The sequence below is a fragment of the Sphingobacteriaceae bacterium GW460-11-11-14-LB5 genome (genome assembly GCA_002151545.1).
In the GTDB taxonomy this organism is placed as follows: domain Bacteria; phylum Bacteroidota; class Bacteroidia; order Sphingobacteriales; family Sphingobacteriaceae; genus Pedobacter.
Window position 1 is genome coordinate 4,181,628 of the sequence record CP021237.1, and the last position, 19,674, is coordinate 4,201,301.

At 37.9% G+C, this 19,674-nt stretch carries 21 protein-coding genes; 15 read left to right on the top strand and 6 right to left on the bottom strand.

Annotated features, from left to right (window positions below; translation table 11 throughout):
• Window positions 1–120: 120 nt before the first annotated feature.
• The 6 genes from CA265_16640 to CA265_16665 all read left to right on the top strand — a co-directional run bounded on the left by CA265_16640 (window position 121) and on the right by CA265_16665 (window position 4,412).
• Window positions 121–1,251: an MFS transporter gene (locus CA265_16640; protein ID ARS43028.1), complete on the top strand. Its 1,131-nt coding sequence runs from the start codon at window positions 121–123 to the stop codon at window positions 1,249–1,251.
• A 16-nt stretch (window positions 1,252–1,267) separates the two neighbouring features.
• On the top strand, window positions 1,268–1,861 hold the full coding sequence (locus tag CA265_16645) for a hypothetical protein (GenBank protein ID ARS41194.1): 594 nt from the start codon (window positions 1,268–1,270) through the stop codon (window positions 1,859–1,861).
• Window positions 1,858–2,271: a GNAT family N-acetyltransferase gene (locus CA265_16650; GenBank protein ID ARS41195.1), complete on the top strand. Its 414-nt coding sequence runs from the start codon at window positions 1,858–1,860 to the stop codon at window positions 2,269–2,271. Before CA265_16645 ends, CA265_16650 begins: the two co-directional genes overlap by 4 nt.
• 99 nt (window positions 2,272–2,370) lie before the next feature.
• Window positions 2,371–3,486 (top strand): peptidase M42, encoded by a 1,116-nt coding sequence (locus CA265_16655; GenBank protein ARS41196.1) that lies wholly within the window; start codon window positions 2,371–2,373, stop codon window positions 3,484–3,486.
• Window positions 3,486–3,770 carry a hypothetical protein gene (locus tag CA265_16660; GenBank protein ID ARS41197.1) on the top strand — a complete coding sequence of 95 codons (285 nt, stop codon included), beginning with the start codon at window positions 3,486–3,488 and terminating at the stop codon, window positions 3,768–3,770. The genes CA265_16655 and CA265_16660 overlap by 1 nt, the downstream gene beginning before the upstream one ends.
• A 231-nt stretch (window positions 3,771–4,001) precedes the next feature.
• Window positions 4,002–4,412 carry a hypothetical protein gene (locus tag CA265_16665; protein ARS41198.1) on the top strand — a complete coding sequence of 137 codons (411 nt, stop codon included), beginning with the start codon at window positions 4,002–4,004 and terminating at the stop codon, window positions 4,410–4,412.
• 2 nt (window positions 4,413–4,414) lie between these two features.
• On the opposite strand, the gene CA265_16670 is transcribed toward CA265_16665, so the two are convergent.
• The 6 genes from CA265_16670 to CA265_16695 form a co-directional block, all read right to left on the bottom strand.
• Entirely contained in the window at window positions 4,415–5,191 is a 777-nt protein-coding gene (locus CA265_16670; protein ARS41199.1) for an exodeoxyribonuclease III, read from the bottom strand.
• 380 nt (window positions 5,192–5,571) lie between these two features.
• Window positions 5,572–6,090 carry a hypothetical protein gene (locus CA265_16675; protein ARS41200.1) on the bottom strand — a complete coding sequence of 173 codons (519 nt, stop codon included), beginning with the start codon at window positions 6,088–6,090 and terminating at the stop codon, window positions 5,572–5,574.
• 125 nt (window positions 6,091–6,215) lie between these two features.
• Window positions 6,216–6,866: a hypothetical protein gene (locus CA265_16680; protein ID ARS41201.1), complete on the bottom strand. Its 651-nt coding sequence runs from the start codon at window positions 6,864–6,866 to the stop codon at window positions 6,216–6,218.
• Between the two features lie 40 nt (window positions 6,867–6,906).
• Complete coding sequence (locus tag CA265_16685; GenBank protein ARS41202.1) at window positions 6,907–7,983, bottom strand: ATPase; 1,077 nt, start codon at window positions 7,981–7,983, stop codon at window positions 6,907–6,909.
• Between the two features lie 367 nt (window positions 7,984–8,350).
• The gene (locus CA265_16690; GenBank protein ARS41203.1) at window positions 8,351–9,466 is read right to left on the bottom strand and encodes an oxidoreductase; all 1,116 of its coding nucleotides are present in this window, start codon (window positions 9,464–9,466) and stop codon (window positions 8,351–8,353) included.
• Window positions 9,467–9,646: 180 nt separating this feature from the next.
• Window positions 9,647–10,069 (bottom strand): hypothetical protein, encoded by a 423-nt coding sequence (locus CA265_16695; protein ARS41204.1) that lies wholly within the window; start codon window positions 10,067–10,069, stop codon window positions 9,647–9,649.
• A gap of 274 nt (window positions 10,070–10,343) precedes the next feature.
• Between CA265_16695 and CA265_16700 the strand changes: the two genes are divergently transcribed.
• From CA265_16700 to CA265_16740, 9 genes are all read left to right on the top strand, one after another.
• Window positions 10,344–10,760, top strand: a complete 417-nt coding sequence (locus CA265_16700; GenBank protein ARS41205.1) for a hypothetical protein — start codon at window positions 10,344–10,346, stop codon at window positions 10,758–10,760.
• Window positions 10,761–11,010: 250 nt separating this feature from the next.
• Window positions 11,011–13,428 carry a peptidase S9 gene (locus CA265_16705; protein ARS41206.1) on the top strand — a complete coding sequence of 806 codons (2,418 nt, stop codon included), beginning with the start codon at window positions 11,011–11,013 and terminating at the stop codon, window positions 13,426–13,428.
• Between the two features lie 251 nt (window positions 13,429–13,679).
• Window positions 13,680–14,573, top strand: coding sequence for a molecular chaperone DnaJ (locus CA265_16710; protein ARS41207.1), 894 nt, complete (start codon window positions 13,680–13,682; stop codon window positions 14,571–14,573).
• A gap of 5 nt (window positions 14,574–14,578) precedes the next feature.
• Window positions 14,579–14,884, top strand: a complete 306-nt coding sequence (locus CA265_16715; protein ID ARS41208.1) for a hypothetical protein — start codon at window positions 14,579–14,581, stop codon at window positions 14,882–14,884.
• Window positions 14,885–14,978: 94 nt separating this feature from the next.
• A complete protein-coding gene (locus CA265_16720; GenBank protein ARS41209.1) occupies window positions 14,979–16,553 on the top strand; it encodes an ATPase in 1,575 nt (524 codons plus the stop codon).
• Between the two features lie 11 nt (window positions 16,554–16,564).
• Entirely contained in the window at window positions 16,565–16,852 is a 288-nt protein-coding gene (locus tag CA265_16725) for a hypothetical protein (GenBank protein ARS41210.1), read from the top strand.
• A gap of 124 nt (window positions 16,853–16,976) precedes the next feature.
• Complete coding sequence (locus CA265_16730; protein ARS41211.1) at window positions 16,977–17,876, top strand: nucleotidyltransferase; 900 nt, start codon at window positions 16,977–16,979, stop codon at window positions 17,874–17,876.
• Window positions 17,867–18,943: a hypothetical protein gene (locus CA265_16735; GenBank protein ID ARS41212.1), complete on the top strand. Its 1,077-nt coding sequence runs from the start codon at window positions 17,867–17,869 to the stop codon at window positions 18,941–18,943. Before CA265_16730 ends, CA265_16735 begins: the two co-directional genes overlap by 10 nt.
• 41 nt (window positions 18,944–18,984) lie before the next feature.
• On the top strand, window positions 18,985–19,281 hold the full coding sequence (locus CA265_16740; GenBank protein ID ARS41213.1) for a hypothetical protein: 297 nt from the start codon (window positions 18,985–18,987) through the stop codon (window positions 19,279–19,281).
• Window positions 19,282–19,674 lie beyond the last annotated feature (393 nt).

The following is a 19,674-nucleotide window of genomic DNA, read 5'->3' on the forward strand; positions in this document are numbered from 1 at the left end:
TGGATGAGGTAAGATGGATAATGGACTAATTTCCCATCACCCGTTTTACATGATACATATTACATTCACTATTTACATTTTACATTTCGTTACATGTTAAAACGCGCCGATATCCTCCTCATGGCTTTTTGCACAGGCCTGATTGTTGCAAATATTTACTACTGCCAACCTTTGGTAATCTTAATTGCGAAAGATTTTAATCTTACTGAAACCGATGCGGGAAGGATAACCTACCTCACACAAATCGGTTACGCTTTAGGTCTTTTCCTTTTGGTGCCATTGGGTGATATGTTTGAGCGTAAAAAACAGATCCTCGTAATTACCGGTCTCGCTATTCTGGCATTATTAGTCGCTGCGCTTTCGCATACTTTTTTTATACTAGAAGTTGCCTCTGTTTTAATAGGAGGCTGCTCTATCGTACCTCAACTCATTTTGCCCTTAGCGGCTAATTTAAGTAGCGATGAAAACCGTGGGGCCAATATTGGCATGATTATGAGTGGTTTGCTGGTTGGAATTCTAGCCTCCCGGGCCGTAAGCGGAAGTATTGGTTTTTGGTTAGGCTGGAGGGCCGTTTATTATATCGCCGCCGGAATTTGTAGCTTGCTTATTCTGTTAATGGCCAAACGTTTTCCACAAAGCTACCCCGCTTTTAAAGGAACCTACAAAGAGCTTATGCGCTCGATGTTTAGTTATATCAAAACCCAGCCGGCTTTAAGGGAGACATCGATTATCAACTTCCTGGCTTTCGCCATTATCAGCGCATTCTGGACGACTATGGTATTGTTTCTGGCTAACCCTCCTTTTAATTTCCAGACTTTACAGATTGGCTTATTTGGAATTGCAGGAGCTGCAGGCGCATTGGCTGCTCCATTGGTTGGTAAATTAAGCGATGGCAACAATCCACGTAAAAATTTAATGATTGGTTTTATATTACAAATTGTGAGTATCGCCTTGTTTTATTTTACAGGAAGCCATTTGTACCTGTTTGTAATCGGCATTGTGCTTATCGACATCGGTCAGCAAGCCATACACGTAACCAACCAGACCCGGATTTATACCCTAATACCAGAGGCCAGAAACAGACTTAACACCATTTTTATGTCGGTTAGTTTTATTGGTGCCAGCTGCGGCTCTGCCTTGGGTTTATGGCTTTGGGACCAAGGCGGATGGGCATTGTTCTGTTACGGAATGACGGGCATAATCGTCCTGAATATTTTAATTTATCAGTTTTACGGAAGAAAAAACAAATAACCAATCAATAAATTTCATGAAATCTAAAAACGCAATCAAAACACTTTCGGCCTTACTTGTTTGTCTGGCCATTTTCAGTAAAGCAAAGGCTCAGGACAGTACAAAAGTTGAACAACCCACAGAAGTAAAATCGTTAAATAAAATCAGGTTGACCTTATTAGGACTCAGTTACGAAAGAGAGCAAAAAGTGGGTAAAACAACTTCAGTTTATTTTGGTGCGGGAGCCGAAGGAGCTTTTATTTATAAAACCGAGATTACTATTGATAACAATTATAATTTTAGTGCGAACACAGAAACAGATTTCAAAGTTTATCCTGCGCTTAATGCCGGATTTAGGCATTATTATAATTTTAACAGCAGGATTAAAAAGGGTAAAAAAACCATAAATAACAGTGCAGGTTATGTAGGACTTGATGTATTAGCCATCATCCCGACGCAAAGCGACAATGTATATGGTTACCAGATTAATATTATGCCACAATGGGGATTTCAAACCAGTGTTGGCCGAAAAGTTAACTTCGAGTTGGCTTTAGGTCCTCTTGCTGCAGTTAACAAAGTCGATATCTATTATGGAGTCGGTGGAAAAATTGGCTTTAGCTTTTTATTATAATTATGGTTCAAATTGAGCAAATATTCCCTTCTTTAACCTGGCGGATCAGGCACGAGGCCATGTATCCTGAATTACCTTTTGATAGTGTAAAGCTTCCGGATGATTTTGACGGCATCCATTTTGGACTATACCTCGATCATAAATTAGCGGGAGTAGTTTCTCTATTTCATAATGGGGATGTTTATCAGTTCCGTAAACTTGCCATTCTGCCCGATACTCAAAAAGCAGGTTATGGCTCACAACTCATGGCCTATATACTCGATTTTTGTAAAATTCAAAAAGCGACAAAACTATGGTGCAATGCACGTGTAAATGCTAAGGAATTTTATTTTAAATTTGGCTTCCACGAAACCGATAAAACCTTTTTTAAAGATGGTTACGATTTTGTGGTAATGGAAAAAGAATTATAAATTACTCATCGTCATGCTGTCCCCAAGCTTCGGGATCAGCATCTTATTAGTAAGATCCTGAATCAAGTTCAGGATGACGAATAATTATAGAATAATCATATGGCTAAGAAAAAAGACGACGAAAAGAAAAAACATGTTGCTGTAGTTACTAAAAAATCGCTGCAGTTTCTTGAAGAATACATCAATAACCCTGCCCCTACCGGTTACGAATGGGAAGGGCAAAAACTTTGGTTAAACTATTTAAAACCATATATCGACGAACATTTCATCGATAACTACGGTACCGCTGTGGGTGTTATTAACCCTAAAGCTGCTTTTAAAGTAGTTATTGAAGCGCATGCAGATGAAATTTCGTGGTATGTAAATTACATCACTGCAGATGGTTTAATCTATGTGATCCGCAATGGTGGTTCAGATCACCAGATTGCCCCTTCAAAACGCGTAAACATCCATACCGAAAAAGGATTGGTTAAAGCGGTATTCGGCTGGCCGGCCATTCACACCCGCCATGGCGAAAAAGAACAGGCACCAGAATTAAAAAACATCTTTTTAGACTGTGGCTGCACCACAAAAGAAGAAGTAGAAAAATTAGGCATTCACGTAGGCTGTGTAATTACTTACGAAGATGAGTTTATGGTTTTAAACGACCGCTATTATGTTGGCCGTGCTTTAGATAACCGTGTTGGTGGCTTTATGATTGCCGAAGTGGCACGTTTATTAAAAGAGAACAAGAAAAAACTTCCTTTCGGCTTATACATCGTAAATTCAGTACAGGAAGAAATCGGTTTACGCGGCGCTGAGATGATTGCCCAGCGTATTAAACCAGACGTGGCCATTATTACCGACGTAACGCACGATACGACTACGCCAATGATTAACAAGAATATTCAGGGCGATTTATCAGCCGGTAAAGGTCCTGTAGTTTCATATGCGCCAGCTGTTCAAACCAATTTAAATAAATTATTAATTAAAACCGCCGAGAAAAACCATATTCCATTCCAACGTCAGGCCTCTTCGCGTTCTACCGGAACCGATACCGATGCATTTGCCTATTCGAATGGTGGGGTACCGTCAGCATTAATTTCGCTGCCGCTACGCTATATGCACACTACAGTAGAAATGGTACACAAAGAGGATGTTGACAATGTAATCAGCCTGATTTATGAAAGCTTGTTGAACATAAGCAACGGACAGGATTTCAGGGAGTTTAAATAATGGAAAAGGTAAACCACCAAAAAATCATCATCAGCACCTTGCTAAAGGTTTTGCTGATGGTCGTTATTATTTTTATTCTTAACTCCTGGCCAAGCATTAAACAGAGTTTTAGCGGTCATGTACCACCATTTAATTATTGGCTTGATCATAGTTTTAAAATAAGTAATATCATCCTCATCTTAGGATTTGGTGGTTATTTCTATTACAAAGATTTAACAGATCAAAAAGAGGCCATTGAAAAGGCAAAAAAAGTAAACGAGAAGTGGGATAATATCGAGGTTTGAGAATTGATCTCCTGATCGACAAACGAAATAGATTAATTCAGAATTAAATTCCAAAAAGTCAAGTTTTTTCAAACTTGACTTTTTTTTGTCCTAATCCAGCAGTCACTGTAGCACAGGTTACCTCTTGCCCAACATTCGCTTAACTCCCTGAGCACTACGTTTATTTTTATTAATACTCAAAATATCTTTACATTGTTTGTGTAATTTACCCTAATAGTTTATCCTTTATTTATGAGTATGAATAAAAAAAATATTGATCTATCCATTATCTGCGATGATCATTGGGATGTGGTATTCGACCACCTTGGCCTTGGTTTTTGGGAGCTGAGCATAGCAACAGGCATACTCCGTTCCACCCGGTCGTTTAAAAAAAACTTAGGCTGCCCGCCAGATAAGGTTTTAAGTTATGACAAAGTTTTAAGTTTAATCTTACCTGAAGATCTTGATCACGTTCAGGATGAGATTGAACTTACGGTTTCGAGAGAAAAAAACAGTTACCACTCGGTATATAGAATTTGCCGGCCTGATGGGGAGATTAGATGGATTAAAGCTGATGGAATACTATCCCAGCAGGATGGTGAAAGCTTAAAATTAATAGGAACAATTTTAGATGTAACCGATTTAAAAAATAAACCCCTGTAATTTTACGCCTCATTTAGTTCAATCCACACCGGACCGTGATCGCTTGTTTTTTCCCAGCCCCTCACTTGTTTATCTACTCCGGCAGCTTTTAAGCGATCACTAACCTGAGGACTTAGTAAAAAATGGTCAATTCTTAATCCCGCATCTCTACCATATGCATTCCTGAAATAATCCCAAAAAGTGTATATCGTTTCAGTAGGGTATAATTTTCTGATTGCATCTGTCCAGCCTTGCGCCATTAAATTTTGAAATGCCAGCCGGGTTTCAGGCCGAAATAAAGCATCGTCAACCCAGCGTTCCGGTTTATATGCATCCAGCTCTGTAGGTATTACATTATAGTCACCGCATAAAATTACCGGCAACTTATATTCCAATAGTTTTGCTGCATGCGCTGTAAAACGCTCAAACCATCGTAACTTATATTCGAATTTAGGTCCTGGTGCCGGGTTTCCGTTCGGAAGGTAAAGACAACCAATGATCACATTATTTACCATTGCTTCAATGTACCGGCTATGCAAATCTTCAGGGTCACCATCCAGGTTTCGTTTCAGCTCTTTTATTTCCAGATTTCGGGCTAATATAGCAACGCCATTCCAGCTTTTCTGGCCATGCCAAATCGCATTATAACCAGCATCCTTAATAGCCTGCTCCGGAAATTTTTCCTGCGGGGCTTTTAATTCCTGTAAACACACTACATCGGGTTGGGTTTCTTCCAGCCAACGTAACAGAACAGGTAAACGCCCGTTTATTCCATTTACATTATAAGTTGCTATTTTCATCTGTATAAATATGCTTTATGGTGATGAAACCCTACCTGCAATGGCAGTTATCATGAATAATCCGAAATAGGATGTTTGAAAATCATGATGGTTTCATTTTATAAATCTCCGCAATAAAACTCAAAAATGAAACTAAGTATTTCACATCGTAAAGCTAAATTGGCTTAGCATGAATATAAGGCATCATATTTAACTATTTACCCTATTTTTTTAAAACTAATAATAAACTAAAATGTTTAATTTTGGAGATTCATTCATGTTTGAGCGCATGTTTGAGTTTAGATATAGGGATGAGCTATTTAGCTTATCCCTTTTTTTATCTTCAAACATTACCAGTTTCTATTAGCCATTGGCTTTGCAGCCAGGTCGGAGAAATGATATTATGAAGCCAAACCAGATTTATAATTTTTAAGCATCTTTTTTAGAAGACCTCTTGCTACATGTATTTTGGTTTTTACAGTGCCCAGGGGGATATCGAGCTCAGCAGCAATTTCATGATATTTATAACCTTCAAAATAACGACAAAAACAAAAACGGCAATCCTCTGGCAAGGCATTTAACGATTTCTGGATATCCTCCATCATAAACTTTGCGGCACCCCCGTTAGACGAAGCGCTTGGAGCCAGTTGAACGGAAGTTAAATCGTCTTCCTGCTGGATCATTTCGTTTTTGCGTTTTACTTTATAATAATGATTAAGAAAGGTATTTTTTAGGATCGTAAAAAGCCAGGCCCGCACATTACTTCCCATTTCAAACTTAGCCGAAAACCTGAAGGCCTTCATAAAGGTGTCTTGAACTAAATCAGCCGCATCGTCTTCATCATGCGTATATGCTAGTGCACGATCGAAAAGTGGTTGTCTGTATTGGTATATGTCACAATTGAAATTTAATGAATCCATGATCGTTTTAAGGCTGATTGTAGATATTCAACAAACAGGACCATCCAATGTTATTTGTAGAAATACCCGATTTTTTACGGTTTATTTAAAACAGCCAAAAAAGCACCCTAAAACGATCAAAAATACTAGGCTACATAACCATTTCGCATGGCAAAACGAACTAAAGAAGCCGAGTTTTTGGTGCCTGTTTTACTAATTAAAGCTTCTCTCTGGCTCTCTACGGTTCTCCTGCTTAAGTATAATTTATCGGCTATTTCCTGATTCGTTAAGCCATCAGCAATAAGTTTTAACACATTAATTTCGCGTTCAGAAAAGTTAATTTCGGTATTCATTTTTTGCGAAAGCATATTTAACTGGGTATTAAAACGCTCTAAAATGGAGATGCATAAATTAGAAGAAAGGTACCTTTTCCCCTTCATTACATGCTGCAGGCAAAACAGTAATTCATCTTCTTCAATATCCTTTGACAGGTAAGCAAAAGCTCCTGAAATAAAGGCATTTGACGCATACTTTTCATCGTCTAAAATAGACAGAACAACTACTTTTGTGGTATACCCTCGCTCCTTTATGGTGCTGGCCAAAGCTATTCCATCAAGCCTTGGCATTACAATATCTGATAATATGATATCAGCATTTATTCCTTTTTCCAGGAGTTCCAAAACCGCTAAACCGTCTGATACTTCTGCAACAACCTTGATGCCTTCGTGTTTTTCTATAAGTGCTTTAAGTGAGGTCCGGATAATATGGTGATCATCCGCAAGAATAATGTTAATCATAATTCAAATATAACTTACGCCATTTTAAAATTAAAAACGGCTACTTAGGTAGCTCGATATAGAAGGTGGTTCCAACACCGGTTTTGCTCTCAAACCAGATTTTTCCCTGATGTAAGTCAACAATTGCCTTAATAATGCCCATACCAAATCCACCAGATTCTTCACCTTTAAGTCCTGGCCTTAAGGTTTCGGGTAAGTGGTCAAAAAGTCCGGCCTGCAGTTCTTCCGGAATTCCAATTCCATCATCAGCTACGGTAATTAAAACGGTACTTTCATATTCTTCGGCATGTAACGAAATATTTCCATAATCGGCAGTAAATTTTATTGAGTTGGAGATGAGGTTATTGATCACCTGCAAAAACTTCATGCTATCAAGGCGCAGATAAATCTGTTCAGCAGAACTGGTAAGCTTAATGTTCTTCATTTTACCCAGTTTCGATCGTTTATAAAAACGGACTACATCTCTAAGTTCCCAAACCAAATCATTTCGTTCCTTACCAATTTCTATGACAGATGACTTTAAAAACTCCCGGTTAATCATGCTCCGTACCAAAAGCAGGTTACGTTCACACATATCCTGAATAAAAGATAACGCATCTATCATCTGTTCATCGCCTGTTTGTTCAATACCGGCTAACATGGATGAAGCTGTTAATTTCATCATACCCAGTGGTTCTTTTAAATCATGCGCCAATACTTCTAAGGTGATATTTTTTCGGGCATTTATTTGTTCGATATGGATTTTATTATGGCGCATTACAGTGGTATCTTCTACTGTACCGACTAAGCGCTTTATCTCTCCATCTGCAATTGCAAACACAATTACCCGTAAATATTTTTCTCTGTCGGGAAACAACAAACGGAATTCATATTTTTTCTCTTTACCATCTTCAAGGCATTCCTGGTAGCAGGATATTACATGCGCTATATCTTCGGGGTGTATGCGGTTAAGCAGTACAGTTGGATTGGCTATAATTTCATCAATGCTGAGTTCCCAAATTTTACTTATCGATTTATTGAGGTATGAAAAATTTTGTGCCGTATCATCGAAAATAAAATATCCGTCAGCAGAACGATCCCCCAGATTACAAAAAAGTTCGTTATTTAATTCGGTCATGATTTAGTGCTTGATAACTTGTACACAAGGATAATTAAGAAGCTCCTGAGCAGTCAAATCACAAACACCATACACCGTAAAATGTTTTATATAAAAAAATAACGTAAACCTACTTTACATATAGTGGTATTTTGTCCTGTTATGTAAATATCATATACCATTCTGTAGAGATATTAACATTTTCCACACGATGTGCAAAATTATTATGCGAATAAAAACCAACTATTGCCTAAATTGTTAAGCATAAAGGAAAGATAAAAAAGTCCTGTGAGCGGGAGATCCGCGGAGGGCAGGCACACCATAAAGAAGATACCATTCTTCTTCGCAATAGCCATCGCACAGGTGGCTATTTTTGTTAGGGATCAGGCTATTTTAAAACCACCTTTTTACCGGTTTGAGCCGACTTCTTCGCAGCCGCTAAAATTTTCACCACAATTAAATTATTCTGTAGCGACGATAAATCATTTGCCGAATTAATTTCTCCATTTAAAACGGCAGACAGATAACTTAAATGATTTGAATAAATTGGTTTTAAAGGCTTTGCCTGGTAAATTTTATAATCACCCATCCCTTTATTCTTTAGTCTCAAAGTTTTATCGTTAATGGCCTGGATGTATCCGGTTGCGCCAAACACTTCCATATCTTTTATGCTAAAGGGCCAGTTCCACGACGCTTCGATAATTCCTGTAGCCGATGGGTATTCCAATAAAATTGTTGCATCGTCATCAACATTTGGATAAACATCTTTTTTAATCTGGTGGGTAATTGCAGTAACCGAAATTGGCGCTTTTCCATCCATTAGCCAAGTCATTAAATTAGCACCGTAACAGCCAAAATCTACCAATGCGCCTGCCCCGTTTTGATTGGGATCGGTTAACCAGCTTAAAAATGCTGCACTCACGCCAATTTCCTTCGGCCCCTGATGGCCATCGTGCACAATTATTTTGCGTAAGGCACCAATGGTATTGGTTTCCTTTACATCCTGATAAAGTTCCTGATTGCTCGGATACCAGGTAGTTTCGTAATTGGTAAGCACATGCACTTTATATGTTGTAGCCAATGCAGCCATTCTTTCTGCCTGCTTAACGGTTATGGCCAGCGGTTTTTCTACCATTACCGATATGCCAAGAGGAGCTGCTGCTTCTACTACTGCCAAATGTTCGCTTATGGCATTGTAAGCTAAAACCACATCAGGTTTCTTTTTCTTTAATAAATCTGTAAGATTATGATAAAACAGGCTATCAGGAATTTTATAACGGCTTTTGAACCGGTTAACCAACTCAGGATTACTTTCGGCAATACCAATAATGTTAACTTCAGCCTTCTGGTAGCTGTTCATGATGAGATAAACGTGATCGTGACTGAGCCCTGCTATGGCCACATTTAATTTTTGCTGTGCTTTAACAGCGAAAGAAATAAGTAAAAAGCAAATAAGAAAGCCATTGGCTCTAAAAAAACACCTGATCAGATAAGTAGTTATCATATGCTTATTTTCTAAAATTTGATGATTACCAAATTAGAAATTTAAAAAGCGCTTGATACTAATACCCAAAAATATTACAATGTTGAAGACAGGAAAATGGGATGACGAAATTTAAGGCCTAAATAAAAATAAAAAATCTAACGGGATGATTTAGTGTATTCTTATTGTGTAAAAAGTTGTTTATTGATATAAAAATGTTTCAGATCTTTTATTTCTAAGCGAAAATTCCTTATTAATCGGATCAAGCTCTTGTGGCTCCTCTGTAATTAACAGGTCGTTGTATTTTTCAAGCAGATGAATGTATTTGTTCATCCAGAAATATACTGAATTATTATCCGAACCAATTTGTTTACCAGGGTCTGCCGTTTGATTGGTGGATTCGGGGTTGTACTTGGGGAAAGCTTCTGGAAATGCCGAAGAAAGATCCTGACCTAATAATTTGCCTACCTGCCAAATTACTTCATGCCCAATTCTGTCTTGACCAAACCAGTTGTAAATTGTTCTGCGGCTCACATTAAGCTTTCTGGACAGCTCGCTGATGCCCATGCGATCTCTGCGCACTAAGCGCTCAAGAATTTCACCTTGTTTTAATTGTGTTGTCATTGAGATAATTAATTTTTAAAAAATGAAAAAATAATTAAATCAGTTATCGGGGACGATTGACAATTCAAATGTAAGAATAAGTGTAAAAGGTTGTATAAAAGGTGTTAATTTTTTGACATATATCAAACTACTATAGCAAATAATTGTAAAACCCCTCAAAAAACGCCGTTTTTTAAACCTATTTTTTTCAAGAGATGACGTATTACTTCAAATACAATCACCTCAAAAATTGAAATTATTTGGTTAAAGCCTTATATTCATCTTAAAAAAAGATATGGCACAGAATAAAACCACCGAAAACGATTTAAGCGTTCCAGATTTTTTAAATACCGTTCCCGACGAAAATAAGAGAGCTGATTGTTTTAAACTATCGGATATTATCAACCAGGTTACTGGTTTTAAAGCTAAAATGTGGGGCAATGCCATTGTTGGTTTTGGCAGTTATCATTATAAATATGAAAGTGGCCGCGAAGGTGATGCGCCATTAGCCGGCTTTTCGCCAAGGAAAGAGGCTATCGTTTTATATCTGTCTTCTCAATTTAAAGACCGGGAACAATTGCTTTCCAAATTCGGTAAACATAAAACATCTAAAGCCTGTATTTACCTAAAAAAAATGAGTGATATCGATATTGCTGTTTTAAAAGAAATGATTACCAATTCTGTAGCGCATACAAAAAGTTTCTATCCTTAAATATGGAAGGTGTAAAATGTATGATGGAAAGTAACCGTGCTTTCTGTTGTCACAGGCGAGCACAGATTTAACCCCTTAATGGTTGAAATAGGATTATCATTTAGAAATTTATAAGGGTCATTTATTCTTCAGCGATCGGATCAGCATGACAGAAGCACTATCCGCTTATAGATGTAAATAAGAAGTTACGCGATAATAAGTTAAATTTTACAATATTTGATTATTCCTTATATCGAACAAAAAACCGGAAATGATTAAAAAACTACACCTCTATTTATTGATAGCGAGCGCTTCTATTTCGCTTAATTCAGCTGCACAAGATGCCGTAAGCTACCAAACCCCACCAAAAGAAATTGCCGATTTATTACTTGCCAAACCAACACCCGGCGTAAGTATAGATGGCAAGGCAGAATGGATCTTGTTTAGCGAGCGCAATTCTTATCCTTCGGTAGAAGAGCTGGCCATGCCCGAATACAGAATTGCAGGCTTGAGGTTGAACCCCAATAATTACTCGCCAAGCAGGCAAACCTACATCAACAATTTTAGTTTAAAAAACATCAAATCCAACCAAACGTTTCAGGTTACAGGATTACCAACGCCTTTATATGCCAGCAACATCAGCTGGAATCCATCAGAAAATAAAATTGCCTTTACCCACACTACTCAAAAAGGGGTAGATCTTTACATTATTGATCTGGCTACAAAAAAAGCGGTAAAAACCAATAAAGCTTTTTTAAACGTAGTTTTAGGTAGTGGCCTTACCTGGTTAAATGATAACACCATTATCTACCGCACGGTAACTAAACCCGCCAGTGCCGCCCCAGCAAAACCATTAATGCCTAAAGGGCCAACTATTCAGCAAAATTTAGGCAAAGCTGCGCCCAGCGCCACTTTTCAGGATTTAATTAAATCACCTTTTGATGAGCAATTGTTTGAGTTTTTCGCAACCTCGCAATTGGTGAAAAATACAGCAGGCGTAGAAACGCCCATTGGTAAACCCGCTATTTATGGCTCAACAAGTTTATCGCCCGATAAAAACTACATGATGATCGAAACCATACGTAAACCTTTTTCTTACCTGGTTACGGCATATGGTTTTCCATCCACAGTAAGTATTACCGATTTAACCGGAAAAACCATTAAAGTGATAGCGGAACTGCCTTCATCTGAAGGTACCCCATCTGGCTATGATAATACACAAAATGTACCTCACGGTTTCGATTGGAGAGATGATGAAGCTGCAACATTGGTTTGGAGCAAGCCATTGGATAGTGGTTTAATTAAAAAGGATGTTCCCTTTCATGATGCAGTTTATGCGTTAAGTGCACCTTTTACCGGAACAGAAAAAGAATTATTTAAAACACAAACCCGTTACCGCGGTGTACAATGGGGCGATGCCAACCTTGCCCTGATTATGGAAGGCTTACGCAGCAAACAAACCAGTAAAGTGAGCCGCTATAACCCCACAACCGGTGCAGTAGAAGAATTATACAGCCGCAACCAGACAGATGCCTATGGCAATCCAGGTTCTCCGGTTACTACTAAAAACAAATATGGCCGGCAGGTCATTAAAACGGTTGACAATGGCACCAAACTGTTAATGAACAATACGGTAGGTTCATCAGAAAAAGGAGATTTACCTTTCTTAGCTAAATTCGACTTAACCACCAAAAAGAATGAAATAATCTGGCGCAGTGCCGAAGGAACCTTCGAATATGTAAGCGATGTAATTAATCCTGATAAACTGGTTTTGCTGACCCGCAAAGAGAGTCAGAAATTGGTACCGAACTACTTTATTAAAAACCTGATGCTCCGCATCGCCGATCAGCCAATTACCAATTTCACTAATCCATACCCATCATTAGAAGGCATTACCAAACAGAAAATTTCTTACAAACGTGCCGATGGTGTAGATTTAACAGGCGACCTGTATTTACCTAAAGGTTATAATAAAGATAAGGATGGGCCACTACCTTCATTAATTTGGGCTTATCCACGTGAGTTTAACTCCGCAGCAGATGCCGCACAGATCCGTGGATCAAAAGATAAATTTACAACCATTAGCTGGGCCTCACCTATATTCTGGGTAACCCGTGGTTATGCTGTGCTGGATAATGCTGAAATGCCAATTGTTGCCATAGATGGCAAAAAACCTAACGATACCTTTGTAGATCAATTACAGTTAAATGCTGAGGCTGCCATTAATAAACTGGCAGAGTTAGGTGTTGGCGATAAAAAACGTATGGCTGTTGGAGGACATAGTTATGGTGCATTTATGACCGCAAACTTATTGGCCCATACCAACCTTTTTGCTGCAGGTATTGCCCGTAGCGGAGCTTATAACCGTACCCTTACGCCATTTGGTTTTCAGAATGAAGAACGTACCTACTGGCAGGTACCACAGTTGTATTACGAAATGAGTCCGTTTAGTTATGCCGATAAAATTAAAACCCCGATATTGTTAATCCATGGCGATTCTGACGATAACCCAGGTACCTTCCCTATTAATAGCGAACGTTTGTTTAATGCCATTAAAGGTGCTGGTGGTACTACCCGTTTTGTATTTTTACCTTATGAAGCACACAGCTACCGTGGCAAAGAAAACCTGTTGCATATGCTTTGGGAGCAAGACCAATGGTTAGAAAAATACGTTAAAAACAAAAAATAATCTCTCTCTACCTTTATCGATTAAAGTGCCTCCATTTGGGGCACTTTTTTTATTTAATTATGTTTCCTTTTCGTGTGTCAGATATTCTATCTGAAACTGTAAACCAATTGTTAGTTGAATGACTTAGTATCTACCGCTTTTGAAAAGCAAACCTACTTTACACTGACCAATCCTCATTGAAATCTACCATTATAAAGCCTACATTTATGCAATAAAACTGAACATTACCTTTACTTATTTGTTAAGCCATTATGGACTACATAGACTATTATAAAATCCTCGATTTAAAGAAAGATGCAACAACTGAGGATATTAAAAAAGCTTATAGAAAATTAGCCCGAAAACATCACCCCGATCTTAATCCAAACAATGAAGAAGCCAATAAAAAATTTCAGCAAATTAATGAGGCTAACGAGGTTTTGAGTGATCCTGAGAAGCGGAAAAAATATGACAAGTATGGTAAAGATTGGCAGCATGCCGATCAGTTAGATGCCCAGCAACAGCAGCAAAGGCAGTACCAATCGCAAGGCGGAGGTTATGGAGGCAATAGCTATTCAGGAGGTTTTGGCGGCGATGATTTTTCTGATTTCTTTTCTTCCATGTTTGGTGGTGGAGGCAGAAGCAGCAGAAATTCTCCTTTTAAAGGTCAGGATTACAATGCCGATCTTCAGCTAAACCTGCTCGATGCTTATACTACTCACAAACAAACTTTAACTGTAAATGGGAAACAAGTGCGTATTACCATCCCGGCAGGTGTAGAGAACGGACAGAAAATTAAACTACCAGGTTACGGTGCACCAGGTGTAAACAATGGCCCTCCCGGAGATTTGTACATCAAATTTAATATTACAGATAACCCTAAGTTTAAACGAAAGGGAAACGACATCTATATCCAGGAAGAAATAGATGTATATACCGCTGTTTTAGGAGGCGAAAAAATTGTAGAAACCTTAAATGGCAAGGTTAAACTTAAGGTGCCCGAAGGTACACAACCCGATGCCACTTTACGTTTAAAAGGAAAAGGGTTTCCGCTTTATAAAAAGGAAAATCAGTTTGGCGATTTATATATCAAGTGGCTGGTAAAATTACCGACCAACCTCAATGCAGAACAAAAAGAACTATTCGAAAAACTTTCCAAATTCTAACCATTATGGAAACCAATCTAATACCTGTAGAAGAAATATGTGCCTACCACCATGTAGAGATTAACTTTATCCAGTCGCTGGAAGATTTTGGCCTCATCCACACGACGGTTAAAAAACAGTCGATCTTTTTACCTGTTGATGAATTGACCAAACTGGAGCGATATCTTCGTTTAGCACAAGATTTGGAGATTAATTTAGAAGGCATCCATGCGGTTTCCCATCTGCTTAATCAGGTACAGCAAATGCAGGAAGAAATAACGGCATTACAGAACGAACTTAATTATTATAAGCAATTTAACCAACATAACTAAACAACCGTTTGTGCATAATTTTGCATCAAAACTGGAAACAAAAAAACAACCTTTTTAAGATTTGTTTCTTAAATTGGCAATCTAATCTTAAAATATGAGCGATATTTCTTCAAAATTCATCGAAAAAATAAAATCATCCTATGCCCCTACAGGCTCATACATTTATTTAGGCGCCGGAATTTTAGACGGTCAGGTTTACAGCGAAGCTGAAGTTAATTTGTCGCTAAAAATGATGAACAGACACGGCTTAATTGCCGGAGCGACCGGAACAGGTAAAACGCGAACCCTGCAATTATTGGCAGAACAACTGTCAGATGCCAGCGTTCCTGTTTTCATGCTGGATGTGAAAGGTGATTTATCAGGTTTAAATCAACCTGGTTCGGTGAATCCAAAAATAGAAGAAAGAGCACAACAACTCAACAAACCTTTTTCACCATCCGGCTTTCCCATCGAAATTTATTCGCTTTCGGGCAAAATGGGGTCTCAGATGCGGGCAACGGTATTAGAATTTGGCCCAACGCTTTTATCCAAAATATTAGATTTAAACGATACGCAGGCGGGTGTTATGGCTGTAATTTTCAAATATGCCGACGATAACAAAATGCCGATTATTGATTTAAATGATTTAAAGAAGCTGGTTTCTTATTTATCAGAAGGTGCAGGTGCCGCCGAAATAAAAAGTAGTTATGGCACCATCTCAACCGCCACTTCTGGTACCATATTAAGAAAAATTGTCGCCATAGAGCAACAAGGACTAGCAGGTATGTTCGGTGAAAAATCTTTTGATATTGAAGATCTTTTCGAGCGTGTTGATGGCAAAGGAACCATAAGTTTGTTAAATATTGCCGACGTTCAAAATCAGCCCGTATTATACTCTACATTTTTGTTAAGCTTATTGGCTGAGTTATTTAACACCATGCCCGAAGTTGGCGATTTAGATAAGCCAAAACTGATCTTCTTTTTTGATGAAGCGCATTTATTGTTCAAAAATTCTTCGAAAGCATTTTTAGAGCAGATTGAAACCATCATCAGGTTAATCCGTTCAAAAGGAATTGGTGTTTTCTTCTGTACGCAAGCTCCCACAGATGTTCCGGAAAGTGTTTTAGGACAATTGGGTAACCGTGTACAACATGCATTAAGGGCATTTACGCCTAATGATGTAGATGCTTTGAAAAAAACAGTTAATACCTACCCAAAATCAGATTTTTACGAGATCGATAAAATATTAACCTCACTGGGAACAGGTCAGGCATTGGTTACTGTCTTGAACGAAAAAGGTATTCCAACGGAAGTATCTGCTACCATGCTTACCCCACCAAGGGCCGTAATGGGACCACTTACAGCTGCAGATTTCGATCAGCTTGTTCATGCCAGCTCGAAGTATACTAAATACAAAGACCCTATCGATCCTGAAAGTGCTTATGATATTCTAACTAAACGCATTAATGAGCAAACTGCAGCAGCAGAACAGGAAAAACAGGAAGCCGAAGCTCAAAAACAGGCCGAACAAGAAAGCAAACCTAAACCAGGTGAAAAGAGTCTTGTTGAACAGGTAATGGGGGCAACAATAACCCGTCAAATAGGTAAAGAAATTGTCAGGGGCATTTTTGGTATGCTTACAGGAAAGAAAACACGTTCAAAAACCGGTGGCGGACTTTTTGGATTTTAAATAAATTAACTATGAAATATCTATTTTTAGTGCTCTCGCTTATTTCGTTAAAATCCTACAGTCAATATGCACTTACGCCATTTGCAGAAGTTCAGGGCACCCAATTAAGAGAAATAAAATACGAAGATGTAACAGGATCTCCTTATTTATTTGATTACTGGGTTAATGGAAAAGTAACCACCAAATCTGGTAAACATTATGAAAACATGCCCTTAAAGTATAATGTAATGGATGATAAGCTGATTTTCAAACAAGACAAGGATTTAAAAAAGTTATTTGAATATCTAACTAAAATATAAAATAAAACACCTGGTTATTTATAATTAAAATTTAAATAGCTATTACTATTTTCGCATTATGAATACAATATGATTAAAGTAACAATCTTAATCATATAAAATTCTCAAAATAAAATAACAATAGATGAAACCCACCCTATTAATATTGGCTGCAGGTATGGCAAGCCGTTATGGAAGTATGAAACAAATTGATGGTTTTGGTCCGAATGGCGAAACCATTATCGATTATTCAATATATGATGCAATTAATGCCGGCTTTGGCAAAGTTGTATTTATTATTAAAGAAGAGTTTGTAAAAGAGTTCAAAGCTATTTTCGAACCTAAACTTGAGGGAAGAATTGAAACTGCGTATGTTTTTCAAAATTTCGACTTAAAACAGTTTGGTATTGAAGAAGAAATATACAGAGAAAAACCATGGGGTACCGCACATGCAATCCTTTCGGGCAGAAACGAAATTAAAGAACCATTCTGCGTCATTAACGCTGATGATTACTACGGTTTTGATGCCTTTAAAAAAATGGTCGATTTCTTAACTACAGAGGTAACAGACAGCAATTATGCTATTATCGGTTACGAAGTTGGCAAAACCTTATCAGAATTTGGTGCGGTTTCGCGTGGCGTTTGCAAAGTTGATGCATCAGGTAATCTGGAAGAGATTGTAGAACGTACAAAAGTTTATCCTAAAGACGGTAGTATTTTTTATGAAGAAGATGGTGAAGAGTTTCCTTTAGCTTACGAAACTCCGGTTTCGATGAATTTCTGGGGATTTACGCCAGCGGTTTTTAAAATTACCGAAGATTTGTTCAGAACATTTGCTGAGGCAAATAAAGATAAACCAAAAGCAGAATTCTTTATCCCGTTAATAGGTGAAAACCTGGTAAAAAGTAATACAGCAAGCTTTAAAGTTGTACCAACCTCAAACAAATGGTTTGGTGTAACCTATAAAGAAGATAAACCGTATGTTCAGGATTGTATTGACCAATTGGTTAAAAACGGAACATATCCAGAAAAACTATGGAACTAAATTTAGATACCGAAGTTTTAAAAGCCTACGGATACACTAAAGAAAATACAAAAATTACACAAATAGGTACGGGCTTAATTAACCGTACTTATTTGCTTTCGCCCCTGGCAGAAGAAAAAAAATATATTCTTCAAAACATCAACACCTCAGTTTTCAAATCGCCGCAAGCTATTGCAAATAATCTTCGCGCCATTGCCGACTACCTTAACTTTGCTTATCCTGAGTATCTTTTTATAAAACCAGTTTCTACCGCTAATGGCGAAGAAATGGCACATATTCATCATGAATATTGGCGGATGCTTCCTTTTGTAACCGGTACCGTTTCATTAGATGTACTGGCTGCCCCAAAACAGGCATATGAAGCAGCTAAACAATTTGGAAAACTCAGCAGGCTGTTAGATAACTTTGACGCGAAAACCCTTCAGCCTACTATTCCGGGTTTCCATGATTTAGGCTTAAGGTACGAACAGTTTGCACTGACGCTAAACCAGGCAGCAGGAGCATTAAAAGATGAGGCAAAATCAGAAATTGAAGACGCTTTAACACATCGGTATATTCTGGATTATTATACTTCTTATTCGCACAGAAAAGATTTCCCAGACCGGGTAATGCACCACGATACCAAGATCAGTAATGTGCTGTTAGATGATGAAACCAATGAAGGGATTTGTGTAATTGATCTGGATACGATTATGCCTGGAAAATTTATTTCCGATCTGGGCGATATGATGCGTACCTACCTATGTGCCTTCTCAGAGAATGAAACCGATATGGATAAGGTAAAGATACGTTTACCCTATTTCGAAGCGATGATAAGAGGTTATTTATCGGAAATGAAAAGCATTTTAACTGAAACCGAAAAAGAGCTTATCCTATTTTCGGGCAAGTATATTATTTATATGCAGGCTTTACGCTTTTTAACCGATTTTTTAAGTGGCAATAATTATTATCCTACAAGCTATCCTGCACAAAATTTAGACCGGGCAAAAAATCAGTTTAAACTATTACACGAATTATCGGTAAACGAAAAAGAATTACAGGATATTATTGAAGAAAATTTGGTTTAGTTCTTTCGTCACCCTGATATTCAGAACATCAAATGAGCAGCATGAAAATAAATAATTTTAAAGTTTGGCTTTTTATTTCCGCATCTCTTCTTTTTCTCACTTTCACCATTATAACATTTATTGCATACGGAGCTGTTGAAGAGGGTACGGATGGGAATAACCCTATAACACGCGCAATAGCCAGGCTATATTATATTTTCCGTTTTCCTACACACACTTTGTTTTTTAGTATTATGAATAGTCCTCTATTCTTTTTGGGGCTGGTATATAACTGTCTATTTTATGGTTTTCTAACAGAAAGGATCGTCTTTCTATTTAATCAAAAAAAATCAAATTGATGCACTTTAACAATATAAGACAATTGAAAGCTAATGTAAGTTAGGCCAGTTGCTAATTAAAAATCTGGATAAAAAGCACTAGACCCTTCTCCATAAACCCGACAGCAGCGAAAATACTTTTTTAAAATAGTTGCGCTAATACGAGGCAAAGTAACCAATAGAAAAGATGCTTCGTTTCTCAGCATGACAGTAGTGGTTTAAAAAGATTGAAGCGAATGGCGGGGCTGCCGTCACCAATGTGCACCAAACCCTTCATTTCCAAATCCTTTCTTTAACCATATAAGGTATTTAAGAGACATATAAGCTAAGCGCCCACCGCTATTAAAGCACAGACGTGCCTTACTAAACCCGACAGCAGCAATTCCGGTCCTTCATCGGATTAGCGAATGGCGG

Bases quoted from the DNA above. Each gene is read 5' to 3' on its own strand.
- CA265_16640 (ARS43028.1), top strand. From the start codon at position 121: ATGGCTTTTTGCACAGGCCTGATTGTTGCAAATATTTACTACTGCCAA.
- CA265_16645 (ARS41194.1), top strand. From the start codon at position 1,268: ATGAAATCTAAAAACGCAATCAAAACACTTTCGGCCTTACTTGTTTGT.
- CA265_16655 (ARS41196.1), top strand. From the start codon at position 2,371: ATGGCTAAGAAAAAAGACGACGAAAAGAAAAAACATGTTGCTGTAGTT.
- CA265_16660 (ARS41197.1), top strand. From the start codon at position 3,486: ATGGAAAAGGTAAACCACCAAAAAATCATCATCAGCACCTTGCTAAAG.
- CA265_16665 (ARS41198.1), top strand. From the start codon at position 4,002: ATGAGTATGAATAAAAAAAATATTGATCTATCCATTATCTGCGATGAT.
- CA265_16670 (ARS41199.1), bottom strand. From the start codon at position 5,191: ATGAAAATAGCAACTTATAATGTAAATGGAATAAACGGGCGTTTACCT.
- CA265_16675 (ARS41200.1), bottom strand. From the start codon at position 6,090: ATGGATTCATTAAATTTCAATTGTGACATATACCAATACAGACAACCA.
- CA265_16680 (ARS41201.1), bottom strand. From the start codon at position 6,866: ATGATTAACATTATTCTTGCGGATGATCACCATATTATCCGGACCTCA.
- CA265_16685 (ARS41202.1), bottom strand. From the start codon at position 7,983: ATGACCGAATTAAATAACGAACTTTTTTGTAATCTGGGGGATCGTTCT.
- CA265_16690 (ARS41203.1), bottom strand. From the start codon at position 9,466: ATGATAACTACTTATCTGATCAGGTGTTTTTTTAGAGCCAATGGCTTT.
- CA265_16695 (ARS41204.1), bottom strand. From the start codon at position 10,069: ATGACAACACAATTAAAACAAGGTGAAATTCTTGAGCGCTTAGTGCGC.
- CA265_16700 (ARS41205.1), top strand. From the start codon at position 10,344: ATGGCACAGAATAAAACCACCGAAAACGATTTAAGCGTTCCAGATTTT.
- CA265_16705 (ARS41206.1), top strand. From the start codon at position 11,011: ATGATTAAAAAACTACACCTCTATTTATTGATAGCGAGCGCTTCTATT.
- CA265_16710 (ARS41207.1), top strand. From the start codon at position 13,680: ATGGACTACATAGACTATTATAAAATCCTCGATTTAAAGAAAGATGCA.
- CA265_16715 (ARS41208.1), top strand. From the start codon at position 14,579: ATGGAAACCAATCTAATACCTGTAGAAGAAATATGTGCCTACCACCAT.
- CA265_16720 (ARS41209.1), top strand. From the start codon at position 14,979: ATGAGCGATATTTCTTCAAAATTCATCGAAAAAATAAAATCATCCTAT.
- CA265_16725 (ARS41210.1), top strand. From the start codon at position 16,565: ATGAAATATCTATTTTTAGTGCTCTCGCTTATTTCGTTAAAATCCTAC.
- CA265_16730 (ARS41211.1), top strand. From the start codon at position 16,977: ATGAAACCCACCCTATTAATATTGGCTGCAGGTATGGCAAGCCGTTAT.
- CA265_16735 (ARS41212.1), top strand. From the start codon at position 17,867: ATGGAACTAAATTTAGATACCGAAGTTTTAAAAGCCTACGGATACACT.
- CA265_16740 (ARS41213.1), top strand. From the start codon at position 18,985: ATGAAAATAAATAATTTTAAAGTTTGGCTTTTTATTTCCGCATCTCTT.